Below are 16,363 nucleotides of genomic sequence, written 5' to 3' on the forward strand. Positions count from 1 at the left end.
TCGCCTTCCAGCATGAATATTCTGATCATCGGACCCAGTTGGGTCGGCGACATGGTGATGGCGCAGACCCTCTTCGTCTGCCTCAAGCGCCAGCATCCCGACTCCCAGATCGACGTCCTCGCCCCCGAGTGGAGTCGCCCGCTGCTGGAGCGCATGCCCGAGGTGCGCGAAGCCCTGAGCTTTCCCCTCGGCCACGGCGCCTTCGAACTGGCCACCCGCCGGCGCATCGGCCAGCAGCTGCGCGGTCGCTATGACCAGGCGATCCTGTTGCCCAACTCGCTGAAGTCGGCGCTGGTGCCCTATTTCGCCGGCATCCCCAAGCGTACCGGCTGGCGCGGCGAGATGAGATTCGGCCTGCTCAACGACATCCGCACCCTCGACAAGGCGCGCTATCCGCTGATGATCGAGCGCTTCATGGCGCTGGCTTACGCGCCCGGTGCGGAGTTGCCCAAACCCTATCCCAAGCCACGGCTGGCCATCGATCCGGCCAGCCGTGACGCCGCCCTGGAGCGCTTCGGCCTGAGCCTGGACCGGCCGGTGCTGGCGCTCTGCCCGGGCGCCGAATTCGGCGAGGCCAAGCGCTGGCCGGCCGAGCACTACGCCGCCGTGGCGGATGCCCGGCTGCGTCAGGGCTGGCAGGTCTGGCTGTTCGGCTCGCAGAAGGACGCTCCCGGTGGCGAAGAGATCCGCGAGTGGGTCACCCCCGGTTTCGAGGAGGATGTCTACAACCTCGCCGGGCGTACTTCCCTGGCCGAGGCCATCGACCTGCTTTCCTGTGCCGGTGCGGTCATCAGCAACGATTCCGGCCTGATGCACGTGGCCGCCGCCCTGGATCGCCCGCTGGTGGCGGTCTATGGCTCCACCTCGCCGGGCTTCACGCCGCCGCTGGCCAGCCAGGTCGAGGTGGTGCGCCTGGGGCTGGAATGCAGTCCCTGCTTCGACCGTACCTGTCGTTTCGGCCATTACGATTGTCTGCGCCTGCTGCAGCCGAGTCTGGTGCAGGAGGCGCTCGGCCGCCTGGTCGCCGATCCGATCGAGGTGGGCTAGATGCGCGTGCTGCTGATCAAGACCTCCTCCCTCGGCGATGTCATCCATACCCTGCCGGCCCTGACCGATGCGGCGCGGGCCATCCCCGGCATCTGCTTCGACTGGGTGGTGGAGGAGGGCTTCGCCGAGATTCCCGCCTGGCACCCGGCCGTGAGCCAGGTGATCCCGGTGGCCCTGCGCCGCTGGCGCAAGCAGCCCTTTTCCGCCTGGGCCAGTGGCGAGTGGGGCGAATTCAAGGCGCGCGTGCGCGAGCAGCGCTATGACCGGGTGATCGATGCCCAGGGCCTGCTCAAGAGCGCCTGGCTGACCCGCTACGCCGAGGCGCCGGTGGCCGGTCTCGACCGCAACTCCGCCCGCGAGCCCCTGGCCAGCCGCTTCTATGACGAGCGCTATCATGTCGCCAAGGGGCAGCACGCCCTGGAGCGGATCCGCCAGCTGTTCGCCCAGGCCCTGGACTATCCGCTGCCGGCGGGCGTGGGTGACTACGGCCTGGATCGGCAACGCCTGGCCGGTCCTAACGAGACGCCCTATGTGGTGTTCCTGCACGGCACCACCTGGGTCAGCAAGCACTGGCCCGAGGCCCACTGGCGCGAACTGGCCGAGCGCATGAGCCAACTGGACTGGCCGGTGCGACTGTTGTGGGGCAACGAGGCGGAACATGCCCGAGCCGAACGCATCGCCGACGGCCTGGATGGCGTCCAGGTGCTGCCGCGACTGAATCTCGCCGGGGTAGCGAAGGTGCTGGCCGGCGCCCGTGCCTGCGTGGCGGTGGATACCGGTCTCGGTCATCTGGCCGCGGCCCTGGACGTGCCCACCGTGTCGCTCTATGGCCCGACCAGTCCGAAGAAGGTCGGCGCCTATGGCCGCTCCCAGGTGCACCTGAGCGCCGTGGGGTTGGACGGCACCGACGAGCCGCGCGATCAGCCATCGGCCAGTCTTGCCGCCCTGACCCCGGAGCGGGTCGAACTGGAACTGGAAACCCTGCTGTTGGAAGACCTCCCCGCATGACCCTGGCTTTCGTGCTCTACAAGTACTTTCCCTTTGGCGGCCTGCAGCGGGACTTCCTGCGCATCGCCCAGGAGTGCCAGCGCCGGGGCCATGCCATCCGCGTCTACACCCTGATCTGGGAAGGCCCGGTGCCGGAGGGCTTCGACGTGCGGGTGGCCAGGGTCAGTGCCCTGTTCAATCACCGACGCAACGAGAAATTCCACGCCTGGCTGCAGGCCGACCTCGCCCGCGATCCGGTGGACCGGGTGATCGGCTTCAACAAGATGCCGGGGCTGGACGTCTATTACGCCGCCGATCCCTGCTTCGAGGACAAGGCCCAGACCCTGCGCAATCCGCTGTATCGCCAGTGGGGTCGCTATCGCCATTTCGCCGAATACGAGCGCGCGGTGTTCGCCCCCGAGTCGTCGACCGAGATCCTGATGATCTCCGAGGTGCAGCAGCCGCTGTTCGTCAAGCACTACGGCACGCCGGCGCCGCGCTTCCACCTCCTGCCGCCGGGCATCGCCGCCGATCGTCGCGCGCCGGCCAACGCCGCCGAGATCCGCGCCGACTTCCGGCGCGAATTCGGGCTGGAGGAGGGCGAGCTGCTGCTGGTGCAGATCGGTTCCGGCTTCAAGACCAAGGGCCTGGATCGCAGCCTGCGCGCCCTGGCCTCTTTGCCCAAGGAGTTGCGCAAGCGCACCCGGCTGTTTGCCATCGGCCAGGACGATCCCAAGCCCTTCCTGCTGCAGGCCAAGGCGCTGGGCGTGAGCGAGCGGGTCGAGATCCTCAAGGGGCGCAGCGACATCCCGCGCTTCCTGCTCGGCGCCGATCTGCTGATCCATCCGGCCTACAACGAGAACACCGGCACCGTGCTGCTGGAGGCGCTGGTCGCCGGGCTGCCGGTGCTGGTCACCGACGTCTGCGGCTATGCCCACTACATCGACGAGGCCCGCGCCGGCGCGGTGGTGCCGTCGCCCTTCGTCCAGGAGACCCTGGACCGGATGCTCGCCGAGTTGCTGGCCGATCCCGAGCGCCGCGCGGTGCAGGGCCGCAATGGCCTGGCCTTCGCCGCCAGCGCCGATCTCTATTCGCTGCCCGAACGCGCCGCCGATGTCATCCTGGGGGTGGCATGACTCTGGAATTGCGTGAGCCCTTCGCCAGCCGCTGGGCCGGCCAAGATCCCTTCGTCGCCGTGGAGGCCCTGCAGGGCCAGGTCTATCGCGAGCTGGATGGACGCCGCACCCTGCGCACCGAGGTGGCCGGCCGTGGCTACTTCGTCAAGATCCACCGCGGCATCGGCTGGGGCGAGATCGCCAAGAATCTGCTGCAGGCCAAGCAGCCGGTGCTGGGTGCGCGCCAGGAATGGCAGGCCATCGAGCGGCTGCACCAGGTCGGTGTGCCGACCATGACCGCGGTGGCCTTCGGCGAGCGCGGCGCCAATCCGGCGACCCAGCACTCCTTCATCATCACCGAGGAGCTGGCGCCCACCGTCAGTCTCGAAGACTTCAGCCTCGACTGGCTCCGCCAGCCGCCCGAGCCCCTGCTCAAGCGGGCGCTGATCGCCGAGGTGGCGCGCATGACCGGGGCCATGCACCGGGCGGGCGTCAACCATCGCGATTGCTACATCTGCCATTTCCTGCTCGACACCGCCCAGCCGGTCACCGTGGCCAATCTGCAGCTCTGGCTGATCGACCTGCACCGCGCCCAGTGCCGCACCCAGGTGCCCCGGCGCTGGCGCGACAAGGACCTGGCCGGGCTGTATTTCTCCGCCCTGGGCATCGGCCTGACGCAGCGCGACTTCCTGCGCTTCCTGCGGGGCTACTTCCAGCGGCCGCTGCGCGAGATCCTGCGCGACGAGGCGCCGCTGCTGGCGCGTCTGGAACGCAAGGCCGCCGCCTTGCTGGAGCGCAAGGAACGCTACGGGGACCGGCTCTGATGGCTGACTGGCGCATCGATTCCAGCGTCGCCCACCTGCCCGAATTCGCCACCCTGGAAGCGGTGTTCGCCCTCGGCGGCGAACGCCTGACCAGCGATCCGCTGTCGGAAGTGGTGCGCATCGAGCGCGACGGCATCCGCTACTACGTCAAGCGCTACCACGGCGCCGGCAAGGGGCTGCGGCGCTATGTCGGGCGGCCGCGGGTCAAGGCCGAATGGCAGAATCTCAAGCGTTTCGCCAAGTGGGGCATCGCCACCGCGCCGGTGGTGGCCTGGGGGATGGAGCGCTCGCCCCGGGGCTTCGCCCGCGGCGCCATGATCACCCGCGAGATTCCCGACACCTTGGACCTCGCCGAGCTGGCCAGGCGCGAGGATCCGCGGCTGCGCGACCGGGTGTGGGTGGACAACGTCAGCCGTCAGCTGGCCGCGGCGACCCGTACCCTGCACGACCACCATTTCGTCCATAACGATCTCAAGTGGCGCAACCTGCTGGTGGATGGCCAGGGCGTGCTCTATCTCATCGACTGCCCGGCCGGCGCCTTCTGGGTCGGCCACTGGCTGCGCTGGCGCATCGTCAAGGACCTGGCCTGCCTGGACAAGGTGGCCAAGTACCAGCTGTCGCGCACCCAGCGCCTCAGGTTCTATCTGCAATACCGCGGTCGCGCGCGCCTCAGCGACAACGACAAGGGGCGCATCCGCGAGGTACTGGACTATTTCAAGGGGCGGGAATGAACGAGGTGTGGGCGGCCGAGGATCGGACCGTGCTGGCCGGCCAGGGCCTGGACAGCTTCGCGGCGCTGTGGGCGCTGGAGCTGACCGCGGTGGACGAACCCAACCAGGGACGCGGCGGTTTCAGCCAGGTGTTTCGCCTGGACGTTGGCGGTCATGGCTACTACCTCAAGCGCCAGCGCGACTACCTGACCCGCACCCTGGCCCGCCCGCTGGGCGAGCCGACCTTCGCCCGCGAGAATCGCAACATCCGCCGCTACGCCGAGCGCGGCATCCCGGCGCTGGAGCTGGCCTATTACGGCGAGCGCCGCGATGACCAGGGCTGGCGCGCCATCCTGCTGACCCGGGCGCTGGATGACTGGCGCGATCTCGACAGCTGGCTGCGTGTCTGGGCGCACCTGGCCCCCGAGGAGCGCCAGGCGGTGCTGGTCGCCGTTGGCGAACTGGCTCGCCAGCTGCACGGCGCCGGCCAGGTGCACGGCTGCTTCTATCCCAAGCACCTGTTCCTGCAGCGTCAGGGCGAAGGCCTGGCCGCGCGGCTGATCGATCTGGAAAAGACCCGGCCGCTGCTGTTCGGCCGGCGCGATCGCCTGCGCGATCTCGAACCCCTGCTGCGCCGCGCGCCGCAATGGAGCGAGCAGGACATCGCCCGCCTGCTGGCGAGTTATCTGGACCAGCCGCTGGACAGCGTCGCCGTGCGCGACTGGAGTCGGCGTCTGGCCGGGCGTCGCCGCCACAAGGAGCGCAAGGCATGACCCTGGAGCAACTGACCAAGGCCGGTCGTGCGCCGACCCTGCCGTTGCGCATCGAACTGCCCAGTGGCGAGTTGGAACTGCTGTCGCTGCTCAGGGTGCTGCCCGGTCAGCGCTATGTCGGCGAGGCCCGCTGGCAGGGCCGGCGGGTGCTGGCCAAGCTGCTGGTCGGTGAGCGCGCGAGTCGGCAATTCGCCCGCGAGCGCGAGGGTTGCCGCCTGCTGGCGGTCGCCGCGGCGCCGACCCCCACGCTGCTGGAGAGCGGCGAGGCGAGCGGGCAGGGCGCCTGGCTGCTGTTCGACTTCATCGAGGCGGCGCCCAGCGTCGAGCAGCTGTGGCAGCCGCTCGTCACCGAGCCGCCCCTGTCGCCGGCACAGGACGCGTTGCTCGGCGCGGCCCTCGCCACCCTGGCGCGGCTGCATGCCCAGGGGCTCTGGCAAGCCGATCTGCACCTGGACAACCTGCTGGTCAAGGACGGCGCCGCCCTGGTCATAGACGCGGCGGACATCCAGGCCGAGACCGTCGGCCAGCCACTGTCCCAGGCGCGGGTGCAGGAGAATCTGGCGGTGTTCTTCGCCCAGTTGCCGGCCGCCCTGGATGCTCAGCTGGAAGAGCTGCTGATCCACTACCTGCTGGTCAATGCCGAACACGCCCTGCGCCTGGAAGCTCTGCTGGCGCGTATCGCCGAGATCCGCCGCTGGCGTCTGGCCGACTACCTGAAGAAGAGCGGCCGGGAATGCACCCTGTTCGCCGTCACCCGCAGCGCCTTTGGCCTGATCGCCGTGCGGCGCACCTGGCTGAGTCGCCTGGAAGGCCTGCTGGCCGATCCCGACGCCGCCCTGGCCGGCCTGCCGACCTTCAAGGACGGCGGCGCCGCCACCGTGGCCCGCGTGCAGTGGCAGGATCAGGACCTGGTGCTCAAGAGATACAACATCAAGGGCTTCGGCCATTGGCTGACGCGCTTCTGGCGACCGAGCCGAGCCTGGCACAGCTGGCGCGAAGGGCATCGGCTGCGATTCCTCGGCATTCCCACTCCCGAGCCGCTGGCCGTGCGCGAGCGCCGCTTTCTCGGCCTGCGCGGGCGCGGCTATCTGGTCACGCCCTTCGTCGACGGACCCAATCTGCTGGAGCGCTTCGCGCCCTATGTGCAGTCGGCGCCGCCTGCGGTCGAGCTGGAGGCCCTGCTGGCGCTGGTCGAGGCCCTGCGTCGCGAGCGCCTCGGCCATGGCGATTTCAAGGGCACCAACCTGATCTGGCATGAAGGTCGCTGGCTGGTGATCGACCTCGACGCCCTCCAGGCCCATGGCAGCGACCGTGCCTACGCCGCCGCCTATGCCCGCGACCGCGCCCGGCTGCTGCGCAACTGGCCGGCCGACAGCGCCCTGCATCGCCTGCTCGACGAGCGCCTGCCGCCAGCCTGAGCGCCGACCCGCCATCTGTACCGGGGCTGAATCGCCGTGCGCTAGGCCCCGCTCCGGCGTGCGGCCATTACCCGTGGCCTGCCTGAACGGCTATAATTCGCCGTTTTTGAGGCGAGGCGGGCCTGCAGCGGCCTCGCGAAACCCCGGCGAACTCCTCTGGCTTCGCCCTGTACAGAGGCTTTACCTGTGTCCCTGACCGTCCTTGGCCTGTCCGGCGCCCTCAGCCACGATCCCTCCGCCGCGCTCTATATCGACGGCAAGCTGATCGCCGCGGTGGAAGAAGAACGCTTCGTGCGCGACAAGCATGCCAAGAATCGCATGCCCTACGAGTCGGCCAAGTTCTGCCTGGAACAGGCCGGGATCAGCCCCGCCGATGTCGACGTGGTGGCCATTCCCTATGCGCCCATCAGTCTCTTCGGCGAAGCCCGCTGGCACTACGCCAAGCGCTATGCCTACGCCCCGGATCGCGCCCTGGACGCCATCCTGTTCGGCAATCGTCGCTACCACCGCTACCAGAAGCGCATCGAGTGGTGCCTGGTGCAGCTCGGCTTCGACCTGAAGAAGGTCAAGCTGGAAGCCGTCGAGCACCACCTGGCCCATGCCTCCAGTGCCTACCACTGCTCGGGTTTCAGCGAAAAGACCGCGATCCTCGGCATCGACGGCAAGGGCGAGTACGCCACCACCTTCTTCGGCTACGGCGAGAACGGCAAGATCCACAAGATCAAGGAGTTCTACGACCCGGACTCCCTGGGTGGCCTCTATGGCGCCCTCACCGAATTCCTCGGCTTCGAGATGCTCGACGGCGAATTCAAGGTCATGGGCATGGCGCCCTATGGCGATGCCAGCAAGTACGATTTCTCGCGCCTGGCGAAATTCGAGAACGGCGAGCTGATCATCAACACCGACTACGCCAACGTCATCGGCTTCCGCCGCTACAAGGAAAAGGGCAAGGGCTACTACTTCTCGCCCAAGCTGATCGAGTGGCTGGGACCCAAGCGTGAAGGCGACATCGCCGACGATCCCTACATCCACTATGCCGCCAGCATGCAGGCACTGTTCGAACGCCTGGCGCTGGAGATGATGGACTACTACCTGGGCGACATCATCCGCCAGACCGGGAAGATCGCCTTTGCCGGCGGCTGCGCGCTCAACGTCAAGCTCAACCAGAAGATCATCGCCCGTCCCGAGGTCAAGGAGCTGTTCGTCCAGCCCGCCTCGGGCGACGCCGGCACCGCCGTCGGCGCTGCCGCCTACGTCTCCCACGCCCGTGGCGTGCCGGTGGAGAAGATGGAGCACGTCTATCTCGGTCCCGGCTACAGCAACGAAGACGTCATCGCCGCCTGCGCCCGCCATCCCAATGCACCCAAGTGGGAGCGGATCGACAACATGCCCCAGCGCATCGCCGAGATCATGGTGGCCGGCAATCCGGTGGCCTGGTTCCAGGGTCGCCTGGAATTCGGTCCGCGCGCTCTGGGCGGTCGTTCCATCATCGGCTGCCCCAGCGTGCCGGGCGTGGCCGATCGCATCAACGCCCAGATCAAGTTCCGCGAGCGCTGGCGGCCCTTCTGCCCGTCCATGCTCGATACCGTGGCGCCGCAGATGCTCAAGGTCGACCATCCCTCGCCCTTCATGACCTTTACCTTCGAGGTCAACGAGGAATGGAAGAGCCGGGTGCCCGAGGTGGTCCACGAAGACGGCACCTCCCGCGCCCAGGTGCTGGAGCGCCGGCATAATCCGCGCTGGTACGACCTCATGGTCGAGCTGGAAAAGCTCACCGGCAACGGCGTCTCCCTCAATACCTCGCTCAACCGCCGCGGTGAACCCATGGTCTGCTCGCCCACCGATGCCCTGAACATGTTCTTCGGCTCGGATCTGCAGTACCTGATCATGGAAGACGTCCTGGTGATCAAGGAGGGGGCCGGCCTATGACGCGTTCCGCCGAACCGCGGGTGCTGCAGTTCTGTCATGGCTACGACGGTCCCTTCCTCGACTGCGCCCGCCAGACCGCCAGCCTCTTCGCGGGCAGCGGCTATCGCGTCACCACGGTCTTTCTCACCGGCACGGCCGATGCCGAGGTGGCCGCCGGTTGCGGTAGCGACGAGGTGCTGTTCCTCGAGTATTCCTCCAAGGACGTGCGGGGCCTCAAGCTCGGCGCCATCCAGGCGCTGCGCGAGATCGTCCGCTCGCGCGGTATCCGCTTCGTCATCGCCCATAGATTCAAGCCGATTTGGATCGCCTGCCTGGCCACCAATCTGCCGGTGATCGGCGTCCACCATGCCTTTGGCGACTACGACCGGCTCGGCCGGCGGCTGTTCGCCAAGCTGATGAGCAAGCGCCTGACCCTGCTGGGCGTTTCCGACGCGGTACGCGACGAGTTGCGCCAGCGCCTCAAGGACTGGCCGGCCGAGCGCATCGAGACCCTCTACAACCGTCTGGACGTCGAGGCGGTGGAACGCGAACTGCTGCCGGCCGACGAGGCCCGCGCCGGGCTCAAGCTGCCCCAGGACGCCTGGATCGTCGGCAACGTCGGTCGTCTGCATCCGGACAAGGACCAGGCCACCCTGCTGCGCGGCTTCGCCGCCGCCCTGCCGAATCTGCCGGCCAATGCCCTGCTGGCGATCCTCGGTAAGGGCCGCCTGGAAGAAGACCTCAAGGACCTGGCCCGCGAACTGGCCATCGCCGACCGGGTGCTGTTCCTTGGTCAGGTGGACGGCGCCCGGCGCTATTTCAAGGCTTTCGACGTCTTCGCCCTGAGTTCCGACCACGAGCCCTTCGGCATGGTCCTGCTGGAGGCCATGGCCGCCGGCGTCCCGCTGATCGCCACTTCCTGCGGTGGCGCGCGGGAGATCGTCGAGGGGGTCGGCTTCCTCTTTCCCCTCGGCGACGCCGAAGCCCTCGGCCAGGGCCTGCAGCACCTCAGCCGCCTGGCGCCGAGCCAGAGACGCGCCTGCGTGCAGCACATGCGCGAGCGCCTGGCCGAACGCTTCTCCGACGAGGCCGTGCGCCGCGACTTCTGGCGCCTGCCGATGGTCGCCGCCTTCAAGGCCCCGGCGCCGTGAAAGTCCTGTTCCTGGTCCAGAAGGAGCAACGCATCCTGCTGGACCACTTCTATGCCAGCATCGCCGCCCACTGCGAGTGCGACCTGCGCTGGCTGAGTGACGAGGAACAGGCCGATCTGCGCGGCTATTTCCGCCGCGCGGTGCCCCAGCCCGAGCAATACGATCGCATCCTGCTGTTTCTCAGATTCAAGAAGCAGCTCAGGCAGGTCGCCTTCATCCGCAGCCTGCCCAATCTGGTGGAGCTGGAGCACGACGCCTACCAGAATTTCATCCCCTGCAAGTACACCGGCAAATTCAGCCGCTACTACCGGGCCATGCCCCACGTCCGGGTGCTGGTCTCCGGCGCCGGCGTGGCGCGGCGGCTGCAGGAGGAGGGGGTGGACGCCCACTTCGTGCCCAAGGGCTACGACGATAGCCGGCTGCGCGACCTGGGGCTCGAACGCGACATCGAACTGGGCTTCGTCGGCAGCCTCGGCAGCGTGGCCTACAGCGGGCGCAAGCAATTGCTGGAAGACCTGGCCAAGGTCGAGCCGCTGCTGATCACCAAGACCCGCTCGGGCGACGAATACCTGCAGACCCTCAACCGCATCCGCTACTTCGTTGGCGCCGATGTCGGCATGGGTGAATACATGATCAAGAACTTCGAGGCCATGGCCTGCGGCTGCGTGCTCTTCACCTTCGATCAGGGTGAAGAGGAGAACTGCGCCCTGGGTTTCGCGGATGGCGTCAACGTGGTGCTCTATCGCTCGCTGGACGAGTTGCGCGAGAAACTCGCCCGGCTGCGCGGCGATCCGGCGCACGCCGCGGCCATCGCCAGGGCTGGAGAGGCCCTGGCGCGTCACTCTTTCGCTTTCGGCCACTTGGGTGAGCGCATCGTTTCGGCTATAACCCCAGCGCTGCGACCGGCAGTCGCTCCGGGGTTCCTGCACCGCCTGCTCGGCAGGCTGGGACGCTGATGCGCTGCCCGAGGTCCGGCTTTCGACTCAACTGGCAGAAAGGGTAGAACGTGCAGTTTTCCGCCGACAGCGACATCTCCGTGGTCGTCACCAGTTGCGGGCGCTTCGACCTGCTGCGGCAGACGCTGGCGACCTTCGACGAATTCAACACCGCGCCCATCCGCCGCGTCTTCATCACCGAAGATTCCGGTGACGAGGCGGTACGCGACTGCATCCCCGCCCATTGGCGCGAACACACCGAGTTCATCGTCAACAATCCCAAGCTTGGCCAGATGCGCAGTGTCGACGCCGCCTATGCCCGGGTCGAGACCAGCTGGATCTTCCACTGCGAGGATGACTGGGCCTTCTATCGCCCCGGCTTCATCGAGGATTCTCAGGCGCTGCTGGAGGCCGATCCCCAGGCGCTGCAGGTCTGGCTGCGCAGCCATGCCCATGACCTGGCGATCCACAGCCCCTACGTCTATCTCAAGTCGCGGCAGGTGCATGCCGGTATCGCCTTTTACGAAGTCGGCTCGCACAAGCCCGAATGGCAGGGCTTTTCCTTCAATCCCGGTCTGCGCCGGCGCGCCGACTACCTGCTGCACGCCCCCTATGGCGACCTGAGCGGCGAGAAGGAACTGTCCCGGCGCTATGCCGACGCCCAGCGCCACGCGCTGATCCTGGAAAACGATGCCGTGCTGCATACCGGCTTCGGCCAGCACGTGGTCAGCGACAAGGACCGCAACGACAAGCAGAAGCGCCGGCGGATGGAACGCATCAAACTGGCACTGGCCTTCCTGGTCGGCGCACTCCTGGGAGCCCTGTTGTGGTGACACCCTTGCTCGATCGCCTGCAGCAGAGTCGTTATTTCACCCTGGCGGTGCTGGTGTTCATGGCCGCCTACCTGTGCATCCCCACGGCCAAGTGGATCAACAGCTACTTCTATGCGGCGATCGCCCTGCCGGCGCTGATCCTCTTCGTGCTGCGGCCGCGGCTGATCGACTGGCGCTCGCCGCTGCTGCTGCTCTGGCTGGTGTTTCTCGCCTGGTTCATCGTGCCGGGGGCACGGGCCGAAGAGGGGCAGTTCTTCAAGCACATTCTCTATGTGCTGCTGTTCGTGCTGACCGTGGCCTGCCTGGTGGATGGCGACTTATTTCGTCGCCCCGGCCTCGTACGCCTGGCCTTCTGGGTGGTCTGCGCCTATGCCGTCGGCTCCAGCCTGGTGTTCTGGCTGACCGGCCACTATGCCGTCGGCCAGCGGGTCATCCACCTGCCGGGACGCATCTCCAATCCCATCTATGTGAGCATCTGGATGGTCTGCCTGGGCGGCCTGGCCGCGCCCACCTGGATCCGCGAGCGGCGCCGGATCGAGTTGCTGGCGGCGGTGGTGGTCAGCATCGTCGGCATCTCCTTCGCCCTGCAGACCCGTACCGGCCTGGTGGGCATCGGCTTCCTGGCCGCCCTCGGTGTGCTCTTCGCCTTTCCGCGCTTTCCGCTGCGCACCCTGGCGCTGGTCGTCCTGGTCAGTGCCCTGATCGCCGGAGTGGTCCAGGTGGTGCATACCGAAGCCTGGTTCGTCGCCTTCTGGGGCCGGGCGGATTCCGGACGCATCGAGCTGTTCCACTTCATGATCAAGGACTGGGAGTCCTGCGGCTGGTGGCTGGGCTGCGGCCTAGGTTACCAGAGTCACGACCTGCTGCATGGCACCGAGGCCATCCAGCACCCGCACAACATCTTCGTCTCCTTCGGCATCTACACCGGCCTGGTGTCGCTGCTGATCTTCGGCGTGCTGATGCTGGCCAGCCTGGGCGCGGCTCTGCGCCAGCGCGATCCCTGGGGACTCTATCTGGCCGTGGCTCTGCTGATGCTCAATTTCGACGGCGCCAAGCTGATCGGCAATCCGGACGAGTTGTGGCCGCTGGTGCTGTTGCCCGCGGCGATGATCGTCGGCGCCGAGGTGCAACGCCGGCGCAAGCTCGCGCTGGGACAGGCGGTGCCGGTCCAGTCCTGATCTAGTCCTGCAGCTGCCGGTCGAGTTCGCGCCAGTCCAGGGGCTGGCGGCAGGCTTCGGCATAGGCCCTGAGGAAGGGTTCGCGACCGGGTTCGAACAGCCAGTCGCGGTCTTCGCCGTAGCGCAGCAGGTGATGGAAGTTGCGCACCCGCAGGCGCAGCGGCAGACGCCGCGCATGACAGCGCAGATCGGCGATGTCGATCAGGCCCAGTTCGCCTTCTGGCGTCAGCACCACGTTGCCCAGGTGCAGCGAGCGGAAGTAGACGCCACTGTCGTGCAATTCGGCGATGAAGCGACCCAGGGCGGGGCGCAGCGCCGCGGCCTCGTCCGAGGTGCGCAGCTGGCGCAGGGTGGCGCCCGGCAGCGGGCTGTAGTGCACCAGATCGCGCTGCAGCGAGGCGGCGCGATAGACCTCCAGCACCTGCGGACAGGGAATGCCGCGCTCGGCCAGTTGGCGGGCGTTGTCGGCAAAGCGCTGGGCATAGGGAAACAGCGCCGCCGAGGTCAGCAGCCGCTTGCGGCGAAAGAGCTTGAGATAGCTGCCATCGGTGAGGCGCAGGACCTTGTCGCCATGGTGATCGGCTTCCACTACCTGGGCGGCGTCGCGCAGTTCGAGATAGCGCGAATGTTCGAGAGGCTTCATGCAGGACCCGTCAACGTCAGGGCGTGCATGTTACCCGAAGGTGGCAGGCTGTGAAGTGACCCCTGCGACCTATCCGGCCGCTTGTTGCTAGAATCAGATTTTTGCCGGCAGCTTTACATGCGCCCCACACGCCAACTCCTGTATTTCGTCTACGGCGGTGCCCAGGCCTATCGGCAGGAGCTGAAGTTCAGCCTGCTCAGCGCCCTGCACTGGCGGCAGGGCCAGGACATCGCCCTCCGTATCCTGACCGATCGGCCGCAGGACTATCGCGGCTGGCCGGCGGAAGTAGTGGCCATCGAGGCCGCGACGCTCAGGGAGTGGCAGGGGCAGCACGGCTATCTGCACCGCAGCAAGGCCTGCGCCATCGCCTGGGCCTTGCCGCGGGCCGACAGGACCCTGTTCCTGGACAGCGACACCGTGGTCCAGGCGCCGCTAGCGTCGTTGTTTGACGGCATCGACAGCGGACGCGGGCTGCTGGACATCGAGGAGTGGTCCTGGCGCAAGGCCCGTACCCGCCCGGAATTCGCCCGCTTCGCGGCGGCCCTGGCCGCGCGTGGCCAGGAGCCGGCGGAAGAGACCCGGCTCTACAACAGCGGCGTCTGTGGTCTGGCGCGGGTCCATCTGCCGCGGGTCGAGCAGGCCATCGCCCTGATCGACGACTGGCATGGCCACGACGAGGAGGTCCATACCCTGGAGCAGATCGCCCTGTCGTTCAGCCTGGCGGATCTGGCCATCGGCGAGGCGCGCGGCCCCGTGCGCCACTACTACGCGGAAAAGCGCTTTCTGCACTTCATGCTGGCGCACTTCTTCGAGCGCTATGGCGAGGACTTTTCGCCGGCGCTGCAGCAGCACTGGCAGGAGGTGCCCCTGACCAAGCCGCTGCCAGATGTCTGGACCCGGTTGCGGGTGAAGTGGCAGCTGGCCGGTCTGGACAAGCAGCGGGCGAGCCTGGGGCGCAAGCTGCTCTATGGCTGCCTGGCGCCCCAGGACAGCTATGCCCGTGCCTGTCGCCACGTCTGGTGGGAGCGGGCGCTGAGCGAGCGTCTCGGCGGCGGCGATCGCCAGGCCTTCGCCGAAGGCATCTGGCCCAACGACCTGCCGCGTCCTCACCTGGCCGACGAAGCCGGCGCGGCCCTCGACTATCTGCGCAAGCGGGTGCGCGGCTAGGCCGCGATCCCCAGGGAATTCCATGCGAACGCTCTTTCTCGTCGTCCTCTATGGCTTGCGTCCCGCGGAGTCGGCCACCCTCGACAGCCTGCTGGCCCAGCCCCCTGCCAGCCTGCCGGCCGACAGCGCCCTGCTGGTCTGGAACAACGGCCCCCGGACGCTGGAGGACGCAGAGCGCCAGTCGCTGCTGGCGGCCCCGGGTTGGACGACGGTCCTGATCGAGGAAGACCTCGGCAATCCGCCCCTGAGTCGGGTCTACAACCAGGCACTGCGGCTGGGCGCCGAGCGCCTGGTGATCTTCGACCAGGACACCGTGGTGGACGGGCGCTTTCTGCAGGCGCTTGGCCAGGACGCCGAGTTGCTGGTACCCCTGGTGCTGGGGGCGGGCGCCATCCGCTATCCCCACCAGTACAAGGCGGTGGTGACCGCAGAGGGACCCCTGGATCCCCAGGCCACCGTGACCATCAGTTCGGGCCTGTGCCTGACGCAGGGCCTGGCCGCGCGTATCGCGGCTCGCTACGGCGATGTCTTCGACGAGCGCTTCGCCCTCTATGGCGTCGATGTCTCCTTTTTCCTGCGGGTGCAGGCGCTGGCGCGGGAAGCGCCAGTGGCGCTGCGCTGCGCGGGCATCCTCGACCATTCGCTGTCCGAACTGGAAGCGGAAACCCCGGCCCAGCGGCGCTTTCGCGACATCGAGAAATTCTATGTCGCCCTGCTGCTGCGCCTGCACTACAAGGGCGCCTCGCGCGGCAAGGTGCTGCGCTACCTGGGGCGGCAGTTGCTGGGCAATCGGCCGTATCTGTACGGCGTGCTGCCGCAGATGCTGCGGACCATCCTCAGGGGGCGCCATCCCCGGGCGTAGCGCCCGGCAGCGGGCGGATCACCGCCTCGTGGCGACTGTAGTAGAGGCTGTCGGCGGGGATGTCGCGCATCACCAGGGCGCCGGCGCCGACCACCACGTTGTCGCCGATGGTCAGGTGGTCGCCGACGATGCAGACGTGGGCGCCAAGGCTGACATTGTCGCCAATGAAGATGCCGACCAGTTGCGCCGGATCGTCGCTCTTGATGCCGATGGTGGTGTGCTGGCGGATCATCACGTTGCGACCGATCACCGCCAGATTGGACACGCAGATACCCATGCGATGGGGCAGGCGCAGCCCGGGGCCGATACGGGCGCCCAGCAGGATCTCGATATTGTGCCGACGGATCAGCCGGCGATTGATCCGCTCCGCCAGCTTGCGGTAGTTGAGCAGGCCGCGCGGGTGGCAGTACAGGAATTGCGCCAGGCGATACCAGAACAGGAAGCTCGGACTCTCTCCCGCGGTGACGCGCCGGAGCAGACGCTTGAGTCGCAAGGGCTTGCCAGGTGCGTCCAGCACCTCCAGGCGCCAGTAATCCTTGAGTTCGGCGAAGGTGGCGATCAGCGGCGGCATGATAGGTGTTCCGGGGCGGGGGAGGGCAAGCCTGGGCTCTGTACGAAAAGAGTCTGCGCTCGGTGATGCTTCGTTGAAAAAGACATGCGGAATGCTCATTTACCGCTCGTAAACTCCGCTTCCTCGGCCTTTTTCGCCTCGCCTGACCTTCGCTCGACGACTTTTCGTGCAGAGCCTAGCGGAAAATCCCGCCGCTGGGTCGGCGGCGGGTGCGTGTTAACATGGCGCTTTTGCGTCACGA

General features: G+C 67.5%; 16 protein-coding genes. 14 read left to right on the forward strand and 2 right to left on the reverse strand.

The features are described from left to right. Positions 1 to 12: 12 nt before the first annotated feature. The 12 genes from waaF (at position 13) to AABM56_RS04470 (ending at position 12,879) form a co-directional block, all read left to right on the forward strand. A complete protein-coding gene (gene waaF / locus AABM56_RS04415; protein ID WP_347883860.1) occupies positions 13 to 1,047 on the forward strand; it encodes a lipopolysaccharide heptosyltransferase II in 1,035 nt (344 codons plus the stop codon). After that, on the forward strand, positions 1,048 to 2,055 hold the full coding sequence (gene waaC, locus AABM56_RS04420; RefSeq protein WP_133862989.1) for a lipopolysaccharide heptosyltransferase I: 1,008 nt from the start codon (positions 1,048 to 1,050) through the stop codon (positions 2,053 to 2,055). Continuing rightward, positions 2,052 to 3,170 (forward strand): glycosyltransferase family 4 protein, encoded by a 1,119-nt coding sequence (locus AABM56_RS04425; RefSeq protein WP_133862988.1) that lies wholly within the window; start codon positions 2,052 to 2,054, stop codon positions 3,168 to 3,170. The genes waaC and AABM56_RS04425 overlap by 4 nt, the downstream gene beginning before the upstream one ends. Further along, positions 3,167 to 3,973 carry a lipopolysaccharide core heptose(I) kinase RfaP gene (gene rfaP, locus AABM56_RS04430; RefSeq protein WP_133862987.1) on the forward strand — a complete coding sequence of 269 codons (807 nt, stop codon included), beginning with the start codon at positions 3,167 to 3,169 and terminating at the stop codon, positions 3,971 to 3,973. Before AABM56_RS04425 ends, rfaP begins: the two co-directional genes overlap by 4 nt. After that, on the forward strand, positions 3,973 to 4,704 hold the full coding sequence (locus tag AABM56_RS04435) for a lipopolysaccharide kinase InaA family protein (protein ID WP_133862986.1): 732 nt from the start codon (positions 3,973 to 3,975) through the stop codon (positions 4,702 to 4,704). The genes rfaP and AABM56_RS04435 overlap by 1 nt, the downstream gene beginning before the upstream one ends. Next, the gene (locus tag AABM56_RS04440) at positions 4,701 to 5,456 is read left to right on the forward strand and encodes a lipopolysaccharide kinase InaA family protein (protein WP_347883861.1); all 756 of its coding nucleotides are present in this window, start codon (positions 4,701 to 4,703) and stop codon (positions 5,454 to 5,456) included. Before AABM56_RS04435 ends, AABM56_RS04440 begins: the two co-directional genes overlap by 4 nt. Then, entirely contained in the window at positions 5,453 to 6,874 is a 1,422-nt protein-coding gene (locus tag AABM56_RS04445; RefSeq protein ID WP_347883862.1) for a lipopolysaccharide kinase InaA family protein, read from the forward strand. Before AABM56_RS04440 ends, AABM56_RS04445 begins: the two co-directional genes overlap by 4 nt. 186 nt (positions 6,875 to 7,060) lie before the next feature. Continuing rightward, a complete protein-coding gene (locus tag AABM56_RS04450; protein ID WP_133862983.1) occupies positions 7,061 to 8,803 on the forward strand; it encodes a carbamoyltransferase in 1,743 nt (580 codons plus the stop codon). Beyond that, complete coding sequence (locus AABM56_RS04455) at positions 8,800 to 9,933, forward strand: glycosyltransferase (protein ID WP_347883863.1); 1,134 nt, start codon at positions 8,800 to 8,802, stop codon at positions 9,931 to 9,933. The genes AABM56_RS04450 and AABM56_RS04455 overlap by 4 nt, the downstream gene beginning before the upstream one ends. Continuing rightward, positions 9,930 to 10,889 carry a glycosyltransferase gene (locus AABM56_RS04460; RefSeq protein WP_133862981.1) on the forward strand — a complete coding sequence of 320 codons (960 nt, stop codon included), beginning with the start codon at positions 9,930 to 9,932 and terminating at the stop codon, positions 10,887 to 10,889. The genes AABM56_RS04455 and AABM56_RS04460 overlap by 4 nt, the downstream gene beginning before the upstream one ends. 50 nt (positions 10,890 to 10,939) lie before the next feature. Further along, positions 10,940 to 11,701, forward strand: coding sequence for a glycosyltransferase family 2 protein (locus AABM56_RS04465; RefSeq protein ID WP_017640113.1), 762 nt, complete (start codon positions 10,940 to 10,942; stop codon positions 11,699 to 11,701). A 5-nt stretch (positions 11,702 to 11,706) separates the two neighbouring features. Beyond that, entirely contained in the window at positions 11,707 to 12,879 is a 1,173-nt protein-coding gene (locus AABM56_RS04470) for an O-antigen ligase domain-containing protein (RefSeq protein WP_347883864.1), read from the forward strand. Between the two features lies 1 nt (position 12,880). Here AABM56_RS04470 and AABM56_RS04475 read toward each other — a convergent pair whose 3' ends face one another. Then, entirely contained in the window at positions 12,881 to 13,522 is a 642-nt protein-coding gene (locus AABM56_RS04475) for a lipopolysaccharide kinase InaA family protein (RefSeq protein WP_133862979.1), read from the reverse strand. 117 nt (positions 13,523 to 13,639) lie between these two features. Between AABM56_RS04475 and AABM56_RS04480 the strand changes: the two genes are divergently transcribed. Together AABM56_RS04480 and AABM56_RS04485 are read left to right on the forward strand one after the other, a co-directional pair. Beyond that, positions 13,640 to 14,689: a hypothetical protein gene (locus AABM56_RS04480; RefSeq protein ID WP_093253871.1), complete on the forward strand. Its 1,050-nt coding sequence runs from the start codon at positions 13,640 to 13,642 to the stop codon at positions 14,687 to 14,689. 22 nt (positions 14,690 to 14,711) lie between these two features. Continuing rightward, positions 14,712 to 15,551, forward strand: a complete 840-nt coding sequence (locus tag AABM56_RS04485; protein WP_133862978.1) for a glycosyl transferase — start codon at positions 14,712 to 14,714, stop codon at positions 15,549 to 15,551. On the opposite strand, the gene AABM56_RS04490 is transcribed toward AABM56_RS04485, so the two are convergent. Beyond that, a complete protein-coding gene (locus AABM56_RS04490; protein ID WP_133862977.1) occupies positions 15,526 to 16,122 on the reverse strand; it encodes a serine acetyltransferase in 597 nt (198 codons plus the stop codon). The genes AABM56_RS04485 and AABM56_RS04490 overlap by 26 nt on opposite strands. Positions 16,123 to 16,363: the final 241 nt, after the last annotated feature.

The organism is Pseudomonas aestiva, from assembly GCF_039908605.1.
Taxonomy (GTDB): Bacteria; Pseudomonadota; Gammaproteobacteria; order Pseudomonadales; family Pseudomonadaceae; genus Chryseomonas; species Chryseomonas aestiva.